Annotated in this window: 5 protein-coding genes; 4 read left to right on the forward strand and 1 reads right to left on the reverse strand. The window is 43.7% G+C overall.

Features of this window, described 5'->3' with window-relative positions:
* The first annotated feature begins 80 nt into the window (after positions 1 to 80).
* Genes Q0954_RS14340 through Q0954_RS14355 form a run of 4 tightly spaced genes read left to right on the forward strand, consistent with a single transcriptional unit; the run spans position 81 to position 18054 of the window.
* Complete coding sequence (locus Q0954_RS14340; RefSeq protein WP_299457972.1) at positions 81 to 4097, forward strand: hypothetical protein; 4017 nt, start codon at positions 81 to 83, stop codon at positions 4095 to 4097.
* 6 nt (positions 4098 to 4103) lie between these two features.
* The gene (locus Q0954_RS14345) at positions 4104 to 5423 is read left to right on the forward strand and encodes a hypothetical protein (RefSeq protein ID WP_299457975.1); all 1320 of its coding nucleotides are present in this window, start codon (positions 4104 to 4106) and stop codon (positions 5421 to 5423) included.
* Between the two features lie 17 nt (positions 5424 to 5440).
* Complete coding sequence (locus Q0954_RS14350; RefSeq protein ID WP_299457978.1) at positions 5441 to 12406, forward strand: hypothetical protein; 6966 nt, start codon at positions 5441 to 5443, stop codon at positions 12404 to 12406.
* A 20-nt stretch (positions 12407 to 12426) separates the two neighbouring features.
* Positions 12427 to 18054, forward strand: a complete 5628-nt coding sequence (locus Q0954_RS14355) for a hypothetical protein (protein WP_299457981.1) — start codon at positions 12427 to 12429, stop codon at positions 18052 to 18054.
* Between the two features lie 199 nt (positions 18055 to 18253).
* Here the strand turns inward: Q0954_RS14355 and Q0954_RS14360 are convergent.
* Positions 18254 to 18955, reverse strand: a 702-nt coding sequence (locus Q0954_RS14360; RefSeq protein ID WP_299457983.1) for a transposase, incomplete at its 5' end; no start/stop codon positions are given.

The raw sequence follows: 18955 nt of genomic DNA on the forward strand, positions 1-18955 counted from the left end.
GTGAAAAATAAATATTTGTTGTACGCCAGCTTTTGCAAGTAAGTGACCTAGTTTAGTATCAATCAAAAACCAAAAATTGTATGTCGTCTATATATCATTTTGTGGATAAGAACATAAACAATGCTCTAGTTTCTCCTCAAATAGCATCTGATTGCTTTGGACCTTTGTCCTCAGATGCTTTTCGTACTACCTCTTCTTTTCAAATCAATAGTGATGTGCCAGCTTATGCCATGCTTAAAGGGTATGTGTTGGTTCAATCTCAGAATGGGAATGGTACCGGAAACCCTGGTGGTTTGGTGAATATTATACTTAGGCCTTTTCAACAACCACAAGGTTTTTTCCCTATCAAATATATTATTTATCGTGGTCTCAAGCGAGATGATTTTATAGATAGCAATACGGGAAATGTACTAACTACAGGTTCAGAATTTATAAATGCTCTACAAATCATCCAGCAAAAAAGACAGCCTGGGGCTAAGGTGCCTACCAGTGCCCTATTTGGAGAATACCAAATGCCCACTACAGGCATAAAACCCCATCACTATTACTTGGATAATTACTTTTTTATTGCCAACAATACAGGTTCTCAGCTGTTTATGGCTGAATCAGGCATGCATTTAGGAAACTTCAAGGCCAATGAGTTAGCAGGGGTAGATATTGTATTAGAAAACCCAGAGTATTATCCCACCATAGACATGAGTAGGGAGATTTTTTTTGTTTTGCTGGCAAATGCTACCAACAGTTCAGAAAAAGCCTACCAATATGAGCAGTCTAGACATTTTGTAGATGTAGCAGCATTTTACGGTTTATTGGCTGACCAGATTTTTAGAGGGGAAAGCTCAACCAAATTATATTATAGGAACCTAGGAGTAACTCAAGAAGTAAAAACTACAAATGATGTATATAACAATCTATTGGTTCCTTTTTTTAGTAAACACCGGATTTACATAGACATTCGTAATGAAAACGGGAATTCCTACAACTACTATGGCAACTATAAAGGTAATACAGGCAATGCTGCTGAAGACGAAAAAGAGTTGAAAATAGGGGTAAATCCTTTACAGGCTAATCTTAAGGAATACTATACAGAAGGATGGCCTGTGCATATTTTTGAATATCCCACCCCACATACTACCAAAACCAGCAATTCCTTATACATCAGTTTACGGTTAACAAGTGATAATAAAAACCCAATGCTGGTAGGACAGCACCTTAAAATCACTACCTCACCATCTAAAGTTGATAGGCAGACAACGTTTGTCACTGAAAATGATTTGGTAGATGCAAATGACCCCGTTTGGACAAAACCTCTGGGATGCAGGGTACCCAATGCTCCAGGTACCCCCTCTGGAAAGCAATTGACAACTCTCATAAAATTAAACTATGCCAAACAACGGGAGGTAGGAAATACATTGGGTACAACAAAGTTTCCCTATGAGCATTACACTGATTATTTATTTGGGCCAGTCAATACATTTATTCCTTGGAATTCCAGTGATGGAGTGCAGTGGATAAGTTCACACCATCATAAGTATGTGGATGGTTTAAGCATTGGAATTATTGAGAGTGAGGCCGAAGTACAAATTGATGCAACTGTACAGTTTCCTTCTAAACAAACAATTGATTTTGGGCAATTTTTAGTGGGTGATATAGACGAAATCGAAATACTTAGTAGCATAAGACCTGACCTTAGTGGGTTATATAAGGTTAAAAGCATGCACTCTAATGGAATAACAACGATGGTTGTGTTACAAGATGTATTACCAGATATTGAGCTATTGAGGTCTCATTCTACCTTAATATTTAAATTAAAATCTTTGGCAAATGTAGACTACAAAAACAAGAAAATAGTAGCCTTGGGTATTGACCTGTCCAATAATGTGGCATTTAAACCATCACCTGCTTCTACTCCTACCGCTTTGGCCCAGAAAATATGGCTACATAATATCACCAATCAAGGACACAAAGTTCGCTATACACTTGATAGTCGGGTATTTGATGGCAAAAACACTATTTTTACTACTCGAGAGAATATTACACTGTCCAAACGACGCAACATAGGTTTTGGAGGTTGGATGGAGACTGGAATGGTATTGGAAAATGACTTCAACAGCTCTCCGTCTGGAGATATTGATCGAGTTATTTTGTATGCAGCACCTCAAAGTTATTTTTCGAACATCAATGGCAACAAACGAACTTTTTTCAATTACGCAGGTGGAACATTTAACAACAAAAGCTTTTTTCAAACCATTCAGAAAATTAACAAGGACTTTCAGGTTGAAAAATTAAGCATACAAGAGGCTCCTGGTAACTATATCTTTACCTTGGCGTATCGCAAACCTTCTGTTGTAAAAGAGAATATATTTTTGTTGGGACTGGATAGGGATAATTGGCAGAATTTACAAATCTCGGCAAAGAACCTGTTGCATCAATACCACCTTTTCATGTGCCGTCTTATCCCAAGTGGAGGGCTCAAAAAAGATGTTAACAACCAACCTTATTATAAATATGAACTGGTCTTATATGGGTTAGAAAAATCATCAAATACATATACTAATGTTCATCCCAATACTCCAATTGTGGTTTACTCCCGGGATGGACTGATTTTTACTACACCAGAGTTTGCCAACAAAGAAGAACAAGCTCTAGGACAAGCGAAACTAACTTATGAAGAATTGTTTCATTTGACTACAACACCGCCACCAGGAGACTTTGAATACGGGAAACAGCATAATGGAGCAAATTCAACATACAAGTATTTATATACCAATATAGGTGCACCTCTCAAAGTTATTGTTAATGGTTTTAAAACAAAGCTAGATACTTTGACTCCCGTCAACTTTGCGAATAAAATAGAGAAAATAATCAGAGATGAGGCAGCAAAACTACTAAACAAAGCCAGGGAGCAAATTAGGCTTGCAACGAGTGCAATGTACAATAAAGATGGTGCTTTGTACTTGGCTCGTTTGCAAATGCGTAAAACTTTGAAACAACACCCTTTAGTACAGTCATTGATAAACAAGGGTACTTTATCTATTGATGATATGGAAAGGTGCATTGATTTAATAGAAAAAGTGTCGCGAGGACTACATAGAGATACATTGCCAAATTTTACTACTTACCCTAACCATATCCCTATATTGATTACTGGTTATGATCCTTTCAGATCAATTTATCGCTCTTCTTTTCGTCGGGGGTGGGGAAAGTATAACGGGTTAGATGGACAGTATCACTTATCTAATCCATCAGGAAATATAGCACTTGCATTACACAATACAGAATTGGTGAATGGGAGCAAAAAAGCGAAAATCCTTACTAGTATATTTCCAGTACGTTACGATGATTTTAACAACGGGATAGTAGAAAGTTATTTTCAACGCTACATTGATCAAAACCACCTTGAACATAAAAGCTATGTAAACTTTGTAACTCATCCTCTAAAAATTATTGTAACAGTTAGTTATGGTTTTGTTAATGCGCATAAGACTTCATCACGTTTTCATTTAGATAGATTTGCTTCAAGGCATAGAAACCCAACATTGCATGACAATGAGTTTAAGTTAGCTGGAAAGTCTTACTATTTAAGTCAAAAAGATAAAGATGATAAGGAGTTTATCGAAAATAGTTTGGGAGAACTTGCTGTCACAAATGACTTTAAACCTTGGTTGGACTCAACAAAGAAGTTTAAACTTGCCCAAAATTACAAGTTTGCAATTAGAGGAGCCGATAGCTCTGGTAAAATAATAATTGATGACAACAGCGGGAGTAACTATATAGGTTCCAATCTTGTAAATGACGGATCTACTCTGGAAAGCTTTCCTGACATTGTCAATTATCCATCTAACATATATGCCACCTCTATTAATAGCAATAGAGAGCTCCTGTCAAGAAATGGATCAGGAGGAAGTTATTTGTCTAATGAAATACATTATCGGGTAGCTTTTCTAAGGGAAAAGTTCAATAAATCAAACCTCCATCAAGTAAGGACAGGGCATATTCATGTGGGCTTTTTGTATGATAATGTGGATACCGATCGTAAGAAAATGATAGCTGATATTGTAGATACTCTTCAAAATAAAATTTTGCCCTTACTATAATAAAAAATGATACAATTTATAAAATGTTTTTGCTTAGGATGGCTCTTGATATTGGCCACACAAACAACAAAAGCCCAACGTTTTGACTATGCTTCTTTGTCAATAGAAAAAAGCCCTGAATTGGACTCTATAAAAGTATATTGCTTGGGCAAAATTGCTATTGATGCATTGCTGACAGGTGATCATACAGATAGTTTAACTTTGCAAAAGCAGTCTTGGTTGATGTATGAAAAAGATTTTTTAACTATAGGAAAGGATTATCCAAGGCATAACCAAAAAGGCATCACCCACAGAGTTTACCGTTATTTAGGGTATTACGCCACAAACTCTGTACATGGGTTTGCTTTGGAAAAAAGGGGTAAGTGGATGATGATCTATGTATATGTAGATCATAGAATGAAGGATCTTGTGCACCACAAGATCACTCTGAATGACTTTAAGTTTAAAGAAGGGACATATTGCATCAATATTTTTGACAACTCAGCTTCCATTATCGATACGGTCAGAGAGCAAGTTCAAACAACCATTCCAAAACACCTTCTCTTAGATGAGGTATGGACAATTAAAGGAAAGGAATTACTGAAAGCTAAGGTCAGTCCAAAATTTATTGGCCCTGATCAACTCCGGTATTACTTGTTCAAAGATCAAAAGCCACCAACAGTTCAAACAATATTACAGGGTCTCCCCATTAGTACGAAGCCAGAGGTATTAAGAAGTATATATTTATGGTGCAACTGGACTACCAAAAGCACTCAAATAAAGAGATTAGGTGTTTTGAACAAAGATGGTTTGTTTACAAATGGTGAGCTTTATAAGGCTTCTTTGGTTTGGTTGACACAAGATCACCAACATTATAAGAGAATGATTTTTAAGAAACTAGATACCTTTTATAAGTCTTTGATATACTATGCGCTAAAAAAAGGAAATAAGACGATGCATGTATATTTGTATCTGGGCAAAGAAAGTAATAACTATGTTAGCCTAGCCAACTACCTGCGCCATACCCAACCTGGAATAACTATAGAAGCACTGCGCTTCCTCCCTGGTACCTATCTTATTGATTTGTATCACCAAACTGCTATCAACCAAGCAACACTTCAAAAACTAAAACAGAAACAATATGACATAGAAAAAGTGAGCAAGTCTTTTTATAGGACTCATTATTTCAATAAGCGTAAACGAGTAAGTTTTACTATCACTCAAAAAGCTCTGAGAGCCCACAGAATAAGTAATCAACCCATTACTCCTGAAAGCCTGAAGTATTATCATAATAAACCTGAAAAACCAAAGGGAATAGCAAAAATTTTAAATGTTTTTGAGCAGTAGAGTAAACAATACAACCCATGTCCACCCAACCATTTTATCCAAACCTAGGTACTATAGTTACCCTCAACGACTTTCCACCAGAGCTGCAGTTTCTGGAAAATGGGCTGCAACATGCCCTGGACAATATTTATTATAAAAACCTCCAGTTTACCAAAAACGATCAAGGTACGCAAGCTTATTACAACCTGATACTGGTCACTGGCGAAGCCCTCAAACTAGACCTGTTCAATAGTGGGCTTTCGCTGGTTTTGAACCCAGGCAATGCAGACGAAACTCTTATACCCTTGAGGCTCCATTACAACTGGGGAATTCTTTCGTTGGTCAACAATTTCAACCTTCAGGATTTTTCGTACCTGCCAGAAGAAATGCAAAACATTCTGGAGCGAACTCTAAACCTGGATGACAATACATGGATTCAGACTGCTATAGAAGCCTTTGAGACAGACACTACTCTAGAAAGTTATCAGAGGCTTGTAGATAAGCTAAATCAACATTATAATCTTGCTGGAGTTGACCAAATAACTTACCCCACTGAAGACGATCCACTAAATATGGCAGAAGATATTCGCTGGGCTGTGGAAGAGCACCTTCTAATTACAGATAGCATTGCCAATGCGATCAAAGCCATTTACATTGCTTCGTCTGATCCCCATACTTATAATCAAAACCTAGACCTGTTGTCTTACAAGCTTAATAAAGAAAGCCTGCTGGATTATATCAAAAAAATTATCACTCCTAATATTCAGGCAAGTCTTGATTTATCTTTGGGTTTGGCATTCCCCCGAAACATTTTGACCCCATTGGATGCTATCACAGGCAATCCCTTGCCCGAACCTGAACAATCTATCATAGTGTTTGATGTTGGTACGTTCAATTTTAGCACCTATAGAGGGATTGGCTTTGACAAAGACCAAGTAGCAAGCCTCAATTATCCCTCCCAAATTGGTAATACAGGCATTGGCATTGATTTTACCAACCTTAAATTAGACTTAAGCAGAAACAGTAATATAAGTGAGGCAGATTTTGACGGGAGACTGGAAGATTTCATGGGCATTTACGCCGAAACCGCCACCATTACCCTCCCCACCAAATGGTTCAAACAAGTAGACCAATCGCAGGCCAAAATCACGGCACGCCACTTATTGGTGGGTACGGGAGGACTTTCGGGCACCCTTGCGCTGGAGGCCGTAGGGGGTCACAGTGCTACACCTACCCTTACTACCAAAATAGGCGCCGATCAGGGCTTTGAGGTGGGTTTTCAGGCCTTTGGCCTCACCTTTCAACAAAATGTGGTGACGGCCTCCAACATTGCGGGACGGCTCAAAATACCACGCCTGAAAAACAGCCAAGGCCAGGAGGCGGTCATAGACATCAATGGGCACCTAAATGCCGAAGGTGATTTCTTGCTTACTGCTGCCAACCAGGGAGGTTTCGAGGCCTTCAACCTCCCAGGGGTGCTTGCCCTTCATATTACCTCGCTAGAGCTGGGTCGCCAAGACGACCAATTCTTTATTGGCATTGGGTGCAAGTTGCGCTTTACCAACCAAGTGATGGATAAAATGCTCAAGGGGCAATCGATTGAGGTGTCTCGCATGCGCATTTACAGCGATGGCAGCTTCGAGATTGTGGGCGGCACCATTCCCGTACCCGCCAGTTTTAGCCTCCACCTGGGGCCATTAGAAGTGGGCATTTCGGGCATCAACTTTGGCTCTTACCAACGCGAGCATTTGGGCGTCATGCGTAAATATTATGTTTTTGGCTTTGACGGCGCCCTGGGCTTGGGGCCCATTGGAGTAGAGGCACGAGGCAAGGGCATGCAGTACTTTTTTACTATAGACAACGACCCTGCCCAAGGCAAACCCGCCCACGATTATTTCAGCATTCAAACTATAGAGGTAGACATTACCATTCCGGGCAACGCCACCCCCGAAAGTGCCACCGCCATTATTCAAGGCTATTTGTCTATTCCTCAGCCTGGCGAGTCGATTGAGTACGAAGGAGGAGTGTCGGTAAAGCTTCCCAAGGCCCGCATCAGTGGCAACGCCGACATGCGTTTGGCTCCTCAATATCCGGCATTTTTGATCGATGCCCAAATAGGCTTGCCCAAGCCCATTCCATTGGGGGCTACTGGCTTGGGGTTTTATGGCTTTAGGGGTTTGTTGGGCTACCGTTACGTAGCCGAAAAAGAGGCCATTGGTCTAGAGTCGGGCAAAGACTCTTGGTACGACTACATGGCACACCCGCGAAGTGGCATTCATGCCGAAAAGTTGAGCGGTCCCGACAAAACTGCAGACTACGCATTCCCTTTTTCGGTGGGGGCAGGGGCTACTCTAGCCACCATGGACGATGGGTTCTTGCTGTCTACTCGGTTGTTTTTATTATTGTCGTTGCCCAGTGTGTTTATTCTAGAGGGCAAGGCCAATATTTTGAGCCAACGCCTTGACCTGGATGCCAGCAATGAGCCCCCTTTCTTTGCTTTTTTGGCCATAGGCGATCGCTCTATAGAAATGGGCCTTGGAGCCGATTATCAATTGCCCAAAAACAATGGCCACATCATAGATTTGTATGCCGAAGTACAAGCAGGATTTTTCTTCGACCATCCTTCGGCCTGGTACATTCATTTTGGCACCAAAGAAAAACCCATTTCGGCGCGGTTGTTTTCGTTGCTCGACGTAAGGGCTTTTCTGATGCTATCGGCCAAGGGCATAGCAGTAGGTGCCCGTGCCGAATTTAACTTTGACAAACGCTTTGGCCCAGCCCACGTCAAGGCTTGGCTATATGCCGAGGTAGGCGCCAGGCTCAGCTTTGAGCGCTCCCAGTTGGGCGGGCACCTGGCCGTAGGAGGCGGGCTAGAGGTATCTCTTTGGTTTATTAGTTTGGGGCTTTCTTTTGATGCCATATTGGCCGCCGAAGCCGCCAAACCTTTCCTGATTTATGCCCAGTTTCGAGTATGTGGCAAAATCAAAATTGCCTTTATCAAAATCAAGAAATGTGTCAATGTAGAGCTTAAGTGGGAAAAAGACCGACAGGTAGACCGTAGCCCTATAGCCCCCTTGTTGCCCGCCAGGGCTCACGAACTGGTCAAAGGCGTGCACATGCTCACGGGCGAAACCTTTGATCTGCAAAAGTTTGATGGGCTGCCTTTGGCGGCCAACATTACCGAAAGCGTGTTACCTCTGGACACTTACATTGACCTCAAGTTTACCAAGGCAGTATTGCCCAATGCAGTTGCCCACAAAATTGGTGGGGTAAATCACCCGCCAGCGGGCTACACCGACTTGATCCCTCCCGAAAAAACCATCAAGGGAGGCAAAGATGTGCGCCAGGTAAAGCACCGTTACTCTATCGAAAGCATCAACATCAACATCTGGAATGGCCACGCCTGGCAAACCTACCATCCTTACGAGGCAATGACCAATCACGCCAACACCACCGCCGATTTGTCTCAGCTGAAGATAGGCCACTGGCAAAAGTCTGACCAACAATACAACGCCATTCGTTTGTTGGCCAGCGCCCCGTTTAGCTATACCGAACAAGGCGAGCCTGGTTGGTTTGTACCCGAACAGATGGGCATTACAGCGGCAAATATGTTTTGCGAGGGGGTGGCCCGTACACAAGGGGTGATCAACTGGTTAACTGTGTCTTCAAATACCTTGTATACCACCAACCTGCGCGGCTATTATCAGCAGCAGGGCATGTATTACAAGCTCAGCGGCCAGGCATTCAGCGATTTGCAAGGAAAAACCTGGGGAATGCGTGGACGTGTGGCACAAGACGCCAACACGCCTGCTTTTGCCCAATCGCTGCAGTTCGACAATTCCAATGACCTGGAGCTTAAGCTGCCCGAAGCTGCCCAAACCGTTGTATTGAACCTGTCTACCGAGGCGCGCGGAGTCACCATTCAATACTATGGGGCGATACAAGCCGACACAGCGCCAGAGGTACAGTATGGCCTGGTGACGCAAGAATACAAAACCAAGGCTGCATTGGCGAACCCGGTAACCTATAGCCACCCCACTCAAGGGGTTTCCAAAATATTGATTGTTCCTGACAAGATAGACCACGGAGCTGTAATGACCGTGAGGCAAAAATTGGCGGAGCTGTATTTTGACGCCTACGTGGCTTCGCTTAGTACTGGTTTGCCCGAGTTGAACGGCGCCAGCTTTGTGGGTCAGTTCAATTTGCTCATTACCCAACTAGAAACATTGTATGAAGCAGGGGGCACCAAGTTGCCCGATGATACTCCGGCAGAAACGTTGGATTTTTTCTTGAACCAATACGAAAAAGCCCCTCATGCCTATTACCACCAAATAGAAACCCCCGAGGGCGATATTTATGCCGTGGGCGAAGTATTGCATGCCTCGGGCAAGCAGGTAGGGTTGATCACCAAGCTCAATGTGCGAGGCGAGGTACTCTGGGAGAAAAGCTATGTGCCTTCTTCTGGCAACGATTTTAGCTTTCGCCAGGCAGTGTTGTGCGACAATGGCGACCTGATGTTGTTGGTGCACCATGTAGTGCCCCTCCGTCGTTCGGTGTTGTTTACCTTGTTTGGCTTGTTGAGGGTGCAAAGCAACGGTGCCCTCAGAGATGCTCAAGCTACTTTTTATGACTATTTTCCGGACAACGACCACCACTCCTTTTTGGTAAAGATGAACAATGACCAATTCTTTTTGACAGGGGGGCATACTGCTTTCAAAACAGGAGGAACGAATAACGGTGGAGGCAATGGAGGTAGGGGGGGCAGGCGTCCTGTTGGCGACCTCTCAGGGTTTAATAAATTGTTTGTGGGTACTGCACTACAGGGAGCCGCTTTTGATGGTCAACACTTGTTGTTGGTGGGGTATAGTTTCGGCTCTTTTGCGGTCAAGCTGGACGAAAATTTTCAGCTGGTAGAGCAAAAGTTTTGGGGAGGCGTATCAGGCAGTATTGCCTTGCTAAGGCATGTGTGCTATAGTGAAGGACAATTTGTGGTAGTGGGCGACCTGGCTTCAGAGCTAAAGCCAAGGCGTCATGGCGGCGATCCTTTGGTGCCTTTGGGCAATGTAGATCGGTTTGTGGCCAGGTTTGATGCCTCTGCTCCATTGCCTCATGAGCTTGCCGCCAAGGTGTTTAACGAAACAGACCTGGTAAATCCCCTCAGCTACGCCCTTAAGTGTAGCCCACAATTTGTGTTGGTGGGGGTCAACGAGCGTATCTACAAGTTTGATCGTCAGTTAAACCTGGTGGGCAATTATGTTTTTGGTGAGGAAGCCCAAACTGTACACCTAGACTGGGCAACAGCCCAAAGCGTATTGTTGCACAGCGATGCCCAGGACGAAGAGCATTACCTGGCGCGGCTCGACCCTGGGGTGGGCAGTTGCAGGTCAAAAACAGGCCCTGCCCTGAGTCTAATAGATGTCAACATTACAAGCAACTTCCCAGGCAGGTTGTTTGCTGGAGAACAGTGGAGCACAATACACGCCTCAGACCTGGCCGTAGGCGAGGTAGTGTCTACCCCTCAATCTTTGTGCTCGTTTACGGGGCGAAAACCCACCCCCAAGTTTTCGTTTAAATCTTACCTGCATGAAGTCAACTGGCAATCGGTAGAAGACTATGTGCTCAACCAACACATTCCGGGGCAAGCGGCCATTCAGAAAGACTACCAGGCGTCGGTCAATGCCCTCAACAAAACCGTGCGCCCGGTATGGCGCCCCAACTCGACCTATTACGTTCATTTCAAACTAAGAGACAATGTAGACGATGGGCAGCAGCTGGCCGATTTTGAGTATTACTATGGTTTTAAAACGGTTGGTCCGGTAGGGCACTTTCACAATGCAGCGGGGGTGCGCTACGGCGCCAGCCGCAATGCTCAAGGGCAATTGATAAACCCCGAAAAGTATGCCCTCGCAAATATGAGAAAGTACATCGATTATGCACGTTCTTACCCCAACGCTGATGGCAACTTGCTCAGGTCTAAGCCCTTGTTTTACAGCAGCGAAAATGGCCACAATACCATTGCTTTGTTTTTTACCCAGACCTACACTACACACTTGATGAACGAGTGGCCTGCTTATCAGGGCTTGGCTTCGTTGCAGGGGAAGCTACAAATTGTGGTCAAAGACCCTATCGAAGGCTTAAGTGTTGAAAACCCGCCTCCGCCCCACGTTACTACTACCGAAATACCCCAGGCAGTAGTGAGTTGGGAGGTAGATGATGCCCCTCCAATGCCCACTCATTTGCAACAGCTCAACAATTTTGTCCAGGCACAAACCCATCACCCCGACTTGCAATGTTTGCTGGTGGGCGGAGAGCTAATCAAGCCGTTGAGCTATGTCACCAAGGTAACACTTACCCATTTGAAACCTCAAAAAATGTACACCGCCATTGTAAACAATGTGTTTGAAGGGGCTACAGTCGAGGTGCATAATTTTGTGTTTCAAACCTCTCGTTATGCCCACTTTGCCGAGCAAGTCAATAGCTATCGCTTGCAAGACAACCAAGGCAATGCACAAAATGCGGTGTTTACCGTGCCGCTGACCTTAGACACGGCCGCCATCAATACGGCTTACCACATAGTGAACAACGTGTCGGACCCTGCCAGTGAAGCATTGGCTACCCAATGGAACGATTTGTTTGCACGGGCTATAGAGGGGGCATTGGGCATGCCTCCTCTGGCTCCTGCGCTTACTACTGAGTTTCACCCCATCAAAGATACCAATTCGGGGCAGGTGGTGGCCTTGCTCATTCGCAACCCCGAACCGTTGAATGACCCCAAGATGCCTCGGGCAGAAGCCCTCCCTACTATAGCCGTAATGAATGGCGCCAGTGTAGACACTCACTACAAGGTATTGTTGAGTCAAGACTATGCCCAGGCTTTGATTATGCACAGTAGCAAGGCCATCAGCGCCAGTAATCTGGTGGTGCGGTTTCAGTACAAAAAATGGAATGGCAATGATTACGAAGTCGTAGAAACTATTCAAACCAATCAACTCATTATTCAATAAACACCCAAAAGCGATCAATCATGGATTTTATTAAGGAATTTATTTTTGAGAAAAATGGAAATCCTGTAAATAAGATACCTGCATTAGCAGACAATAACCTCATAGACTATGTAGAAGGTCAATTGTTAATTGCAGATAAATTTGCTGGCATAAATGACGGGTTTCTTATATATAATATTGATAATTTAGGTAATATACTATGGGCAAAAAGAATTGATAACCTACATGTGCGAAGGGTAAGGTGTACTAAGGATGGAGGGGCTATCATATTAGGGCAAAAAAATGGTACGCCAGAAGAAGTTATGATCATTAATATTAGTAGAAATGGTATAGTGAAGTGGCATACAGCCATTAAAGAACCATCTATTCCTAGTAAGTTCTCGTTGGTGGTTACAAATGATGGCTCAGTTGTTTCTCTATTGAAATTCGGTAATGCTGTTACTCTAATTTTTAAATTAAGCTCAAAAGGTGATATCAATCAGGTAAATAAATTTAATATTAATGATGGTAAAGGACTTGAAGAAATCTTTTATGATGCGGATAATGATGAGTTTGTGATCTTACATTCCAATGGAAACGGTCATAATTTAGAAGATTTTGGGGTACTTGTTCTAAACAGTGATTTAATCCCAATAAAAAATCGAAAGATAAAATTCCCTGCTGAAATCACTGATGATACAACCCAGTTTCATCGAATATACTTTGCTATTAAACAAGATGGCTATAAACTGATTCTATCTAGATACCCTAAGGACTATTACATTAATATTCCTAAAAGTGTATCATTGGGCGATTTAGCCATCAAATCATTTGCAAATGATTTCGGAGCTACTGGAATTACCGAATATGGTTTTGCAATGAATAAAGTTTTCAGATATATACATGTTGCTCAGAGTAATAGTAATGTAACTGATATTATTGATTTAGGTAGCAATACGGTATTAAAAGGTACTTTTAAGGGCAATCAAAAGGACGGATTTCATTTAAAATTTATTGGAAATCATATAATTGGATTGAGTGACGATAGTAGTGTAGCCATAGCACCACTAATTGCCCCAAATTGCTTAGTACTACAAAATAATGTGCAAGAATCTATTTCTATTGGTGAAACAAATGTTACACTTGAAAACTTTATTGTGTCGTCTAATACTATAGGGCATAGCCCAATATCTATTGCTCTCTATTCTATTACTGATTTTAACTGGACTGATAAGCAATTTTGTTTGCATCGCCCCACTATTAACATTCAATCTCCTCACCTCTACCTCCAAGCGGCAGGCTCTACCGGGGCAGATGGCAGCGCGCGGGGCATTCACTTGCGTTGGATGCTCAAGAAACAACTGACCCATCACTTGCCCAAAGGAAACTTGGCCAACACTGCCCATCATTTGAACAAACCCAACGACTTTGTGAAAATCTATCGGGCGGTTTATACTCCCCAAATTACCTCATTAGATTTGAGCGCTCCGCCCCAAACCGTAGACGACCTCAACCAACAATGGATGTACAGCGTAGATGAACAGTTCATCTCTGTTCACTTCCACCAAGCCGATCGTTACCAAACCATTCGATCCAGCATAAACCCTTTGGTAAACCCTCGCGGTTTTATTCAAAATTATGGGGATGGACTGATAGAAGTGAGCACTGAAAAAAATGTATTCTTTGCGGTAAGGTGGGTTGTAAACCAAGGGCAAGCCGACAGTCAATTGCAAGTAGAATGTTTTGGGGTAGAAGAAAACACCCTGGCTTCGCCTAAAAATATCGTTGCCCGCCAAACTTTTGACCAAACCACGCTCTCGTCGGCTCGGGTAAACCTGGAAAACGGACGCAGCGTGAGGTGGCGCGCCAGGCAATGCGAGGTAACAGCCCTTGAGCTGGAGCTGTATGACGAGCTACTTGAAGACATGAACCAAAATCGTGTTTGGAAGGCGCTGGGGAAGTTTGCCCTGAGCACCGATGACGCCACTGCTTTTCAAGGTTTAGAACCCACCCCAGGGTTGGTGCATGGCCAATGGCCGCGTTACAATGACCAAACGTTTGTGAATACGGCCAGCTACCACGACAAGTGGAGCGGTACGCGTGAGGCACCCGACCGTAACATCAAAGAAGTAGTGCAAAAGTACCTCACCCTGAGCGACCAAGCCAACAACCCGAAAGCCACGGAGATGGTGCAGTTTACCACAGACGAAGGCACCACCGATCAAATGGAAATTTCTAACCTTGATATGTTGCAATTGGCTTCGTTTGACTACCACGTGGCTCGAATGCTGGGTTTGGGCTACCTGGATACCGACCCAGCGGTGATGTCGGGCAAGTTTGTGTACAAGGCCGAATACACTACTACCGCCGATTTGGGAGACGGCGAAGGAGCCAGAACTGTGGCACATACCTACTTATCGTTGCCCACGGCTATAGACGACGAATGCCTGCCTTATGCCGTAGATTTGGAGGCGCCACAAATGGGCATTCAATACAGCGAAAGTGCAGAAAATCAAGTCAGGATTACAGATGAGCAAGGCTATACTCAAGATGGCAAAACACGTTTTATTAGCTTGTTTGCCCAAGCATTGCCCGAATACAATGAGGGAGGCTTTTTTGCTACCCCTGACTCTTTCAATTTTGCCCAGAGTACTTACCCAGTGTATGCAGGCATTGAGTACAAAACGCAAGGGGGCAGTTGGCAACGCCCCGAACTGCTCAATAATACACGCCACCTGGCTGCAGTGCCTACTGGAGTGACGCCTTATGCCGAGTCGGTAGTGTTACACTTGCCAGACCCTGGCGAAGCCTTGTATGTACACCGTGAAAAAAAAGCAGGAACCCATGTATATAGCTCTTATGGAATCAATTGGTTTGGCAGAGCCACCCGTAGTAGCATAACACATTCAGTCACGACCAACTTCCCGCTAAAAAATAATTTATTGCCACCTTCGGGGCTGCAGGCAGTGTTGGTACAGCCCGAAAGTCCCTTGTTGTTTACTTCGCAAAACGACCAACAAAGACTAGAGCAAATCACAAACGCAGATAAAACTTTGGTACGGCTTCATTTTCAATACCATGGGTTTCAGGAGTTGGTGAGGTACAAGATTACCCCCGAAGACATGGGAAGTGCTACCAATGCGCTCCATCCCGACGCCATTTTTCCAGATGCAGAGGAGCTGTTTGCCGATGCGGTAGAAATATTTTTTAGAAGCAGTGCCCCCCAACAATTATTGGGTAAAGCCCAACACATTCAGCCCGACCCTCAAGATGCTTTGGTGGCGGTAGTAAGCACCACCACTTATCGGGTGGTGAGCAATGGTTCGGAGTGGGTGCCTACGGTAGCCGCCAACCAGGCAGGTAACTTTGCCGGGGGGGTGTTGGTGTTAGAAGACAAGCAATACCTTATCAAAGAGGTCGTACCCAACGCCAACGCTGGAAGTGGACCTACCATTAAAATATATAAACAAGAAATGACGGGTGGTATCGACTCAGACTTGCCCTCCAATGCAGGGGTGCCATTGCCCACCCTTAAGGCAGATGGCAAACTCATGGCGGTCGAAAACATGCAAGGCAATCAGGCTTGGGGCAACGCCAATCCATCTGGGTTCAAAGTACAAATTGGGGCACAATGGGCGGTACACCGCGAGGTGATTCAGCAACCAGAAGGCAGTAATGTAAACGCCACATTTGTAGAAAAGAGTCGGGGTATTTGGGGGCAGGCCACGGTAGCCACCACCGGGCAAGTGGGCGTATACAAAATATCGTTTACAGACGGTACACAGCTGGCCAATCATCCTCAGTTTAAGCCTCAGGGCAATTCGGTAAACTGGTACCAAGGCATTGTAAGAGTTCATGAAGCAGCCAACACTTTAGGCAAGCGAAAAAATTTGCAAGTCATGAAAATTGAAGGGATAGGGCAAACTGACTTGGTGCTGTATGTGGTAGACGCCGAACGCCAGCAAAACACCATTACTCAAGATGTTATTCAAACAGGTACCCAGGTTTCAGTCAATTTTTACCCCGGTTATCAAGTACACCTCTACGCCGATAGTGCCTGGGGTTTGACCGAAAGTAATGTGTTGCCCCAAGTAGGCGAAGGGGTGCATTATAGTATTTTTGGGCTAAGAAGCCTGGCTACCCACCAGGCAATGGTTTCTAATATCAGCACGCCTCAACTCATGTTTGCCCAAGAGGTAGTGCCACCCAAAAGACCAGAACTGCCCCAGGGGAGTTTGTATGCTACCCGCCCTGATGTATTTGGCAAAGCTCACTATACCTTGGTTACTCAGTTTGCCCATTCCCCTCATGCCTTGTTGTATTACCGCATGGACGAGCAGGCGTTACTCAATGCGTTGTATCGCCCTGATACAATAAAGACCATCAGAACCGCGCTAGCAGGGTTGCAAGACACGGCTTATGTAACCAATCGTTGGAGAAACGTATTGACTTTTGATTACAATTATCCCACAGACGACCCCGTAAATGAAAATGGTCAGTTTGGGGTATACCCTCCTACAGCCAGTGGGTATCGTTTGCCCAACCCCGATCGCCCTACGTTTTTTAATGGGACTGAGGCGCCCGGACAAGTCAAGGATAAGATTCGTCAAGCCGTGCTCAATGCTTTTGTCCCCTTGACAGAAATCCCTTTGCTGTATCAACACATCAAAGGGGAGAGCTACCAGCCAAGCCCCAAAAAGCAAGTAGTAAGGGGCAAAAATGGGCAGCTACTGTTGCCCGAACATCCCGATTTTGATATAGCGCCTATGGCCAAAAAAACAGGCACTCACCAAGTATTGTTCACTGATTTTGGTTTGGACGGCACCTCCAATAATGTGTATTTTTATGCAGTACGAGAAATGGGTAGTACAATGCAATTGGGAGAGTTTAGCCCAATACTTGGTCCGGTTACTTTGGTCAATACCCAGGCACCAGAGACGCCACAAGTAAAAAGCGTGATGCCAGTATTGGCCAATGAAACTGCCCAGAACGTACCTGGCATGCAGTTTGAAATCAACGCTTATGCTGCGCTGCAAAACATTCAAACAATCAACGTCTTTCGTACTACCAACCCCACAAATAGCTTGTCGGTTCAATCAATGGATTTGGTGAAAACCATAGAGCTAAGCGACCAACAAGCCCAAAAAAGTGTTTGGGTAATCAAAGATGATTTTACTGACATTGATTTTATTCCTTATGGCGAACCAATGTATTACAGGCTTACAGTAGACCGCGCGGTAACTTATGCCGACAAACAAGGAAACATTGTGCAAGGCAAAGTGGCGTCATTACCTTCTAAATTACTCATTAGTAGCATGGTAGATGGTCGCGCTCCCTCCACTCCATCGCTTGCTTTGGAGGCTGCTCCGGTCAATGCCCAGTTTGAGCTGACCAATGTGCGCTTAAGTTGGACTAAAACAACCCACAATGGCAAGTATCATTTGTATAAGATGAACAAACAAGGCGGTTGGGAAAAAGTGTATGAGTTGGTGTCTAACAATGCCTCATTGGTAGTAGGGCTGGTAGACACAGCGCTGCAAAGCAATCGTTTGTTGCTTAAAAACACGGAAGGCGCCAATATATACCATCACTTCAAAGTAGTAGCCGAAAACTCGTCGGGCTTGTGGAGCAATGAAGAAAAAATATTGACGGTTGCTGAGGATTCGTAGCAACAACAGGGTTCTGGCGACTAGTACCTTAAATACTAAATACCTAACCCATTATTTCGGCGATTTTTGCCCACTGACTTTACTTAAAAAAACTTGCGTAGCTAAGGCTATGCGCGATTTTTGAAGTTCGTCAGAAAACAAAACTCATCCCAAATAATAGCGCATTTACTTAATGTTTAAGGTACTAGTGCAAAAGGAACTAAGTTAGTATGATATTAATTTCCTTTTCCTTTGTAAAGCCTTTGAACTTCCACTTCAAAGGCTTTAACCAATGCTGATTATAACAATTGATATACCTTTCTATTGTTTGACAAAGCGTACTTTTAGATGTAAAGCTTGTCCGATTGATGAGTTGCCTTTGAATTTTAGAAAACCAGTTTTCAATAGGGTTTAACCAGGAACAATGCCTTGGTGTAAAAACAAACCTAATCCGATGACTTTTGTCCTCTAAAAATGCTTTCCTACTTACCATAGACTTTAAAATGCCTCTACCTCTTTTTTCGCCCAAATCCCCCTCAAAACCTATTTGTTTTGCTACCCATTTGGTTAGAGAAGCAGACATGTGAGTATTTAAATTGTCGGCAATGATAGTTATCTCATCATTTATAGGGTATTTTTCTATCAATACCTTGATAAAAGACAGGAAATCCTGTTCATTGCGTGTATCATTAAGCTGGTGATGAGAGATTTCTCCATTTGCTACATTCATCCCAGCCATCAGGCAGGTAGTACCATGACGTTTGTACTCATATTCCAAGCGTTGGCTTCCGTTATTTGAAGTAATGATGCGCTCTAAGGCTTGGATTCCGCTCTTTTCATCTACACTTATTAGATGCTTGTTTAAAAGTGGTTGGTGAGGGTGAGTGGCTTCCAGAATCAGGTCGCAAATCTTTTCCACCTG

Source organism: uncultured Microscilla sp., from assembly GCF_947493425.1.
In the GTDB taxonomy this organism is placed as follows: domain Bacteria; phylum Bacteroidota; class Bacteroidia; order Cytophagales; family Microscillaceae; genus Microscilla.

Bases quoted from the DNA above. Each gene is read 5' to 3' on its own strand.
- Q0954_RS14340 (WP_299457972.1), top strand. From the start codon at position 81: ATGTCGTCTATATATCATTTTGTGGATAAGAACATAAACAATGCTCTA.
- Q0954_RS14345 (WP_299457975.1), top strand. From the start codon at position 4,104: ATGATACAATTTATAAAATGTTTTTGCTTAGGATGGCTCTTGATATTG.
- Q0954_RS14350 (WP_299457978.1), top strand. From the start codon at position 5,441: ATGTCCACCCAACCATTTTATCCAAACCTAGGTACTATAGTTACCCTC.
- Q0954_RS14355 (WP_299457981.1), top strand. From the start codon at position 12,427: ATGGATTTTATTAAGGAATTTATTTTTGAGAAAAATGGAAATCCTGTA.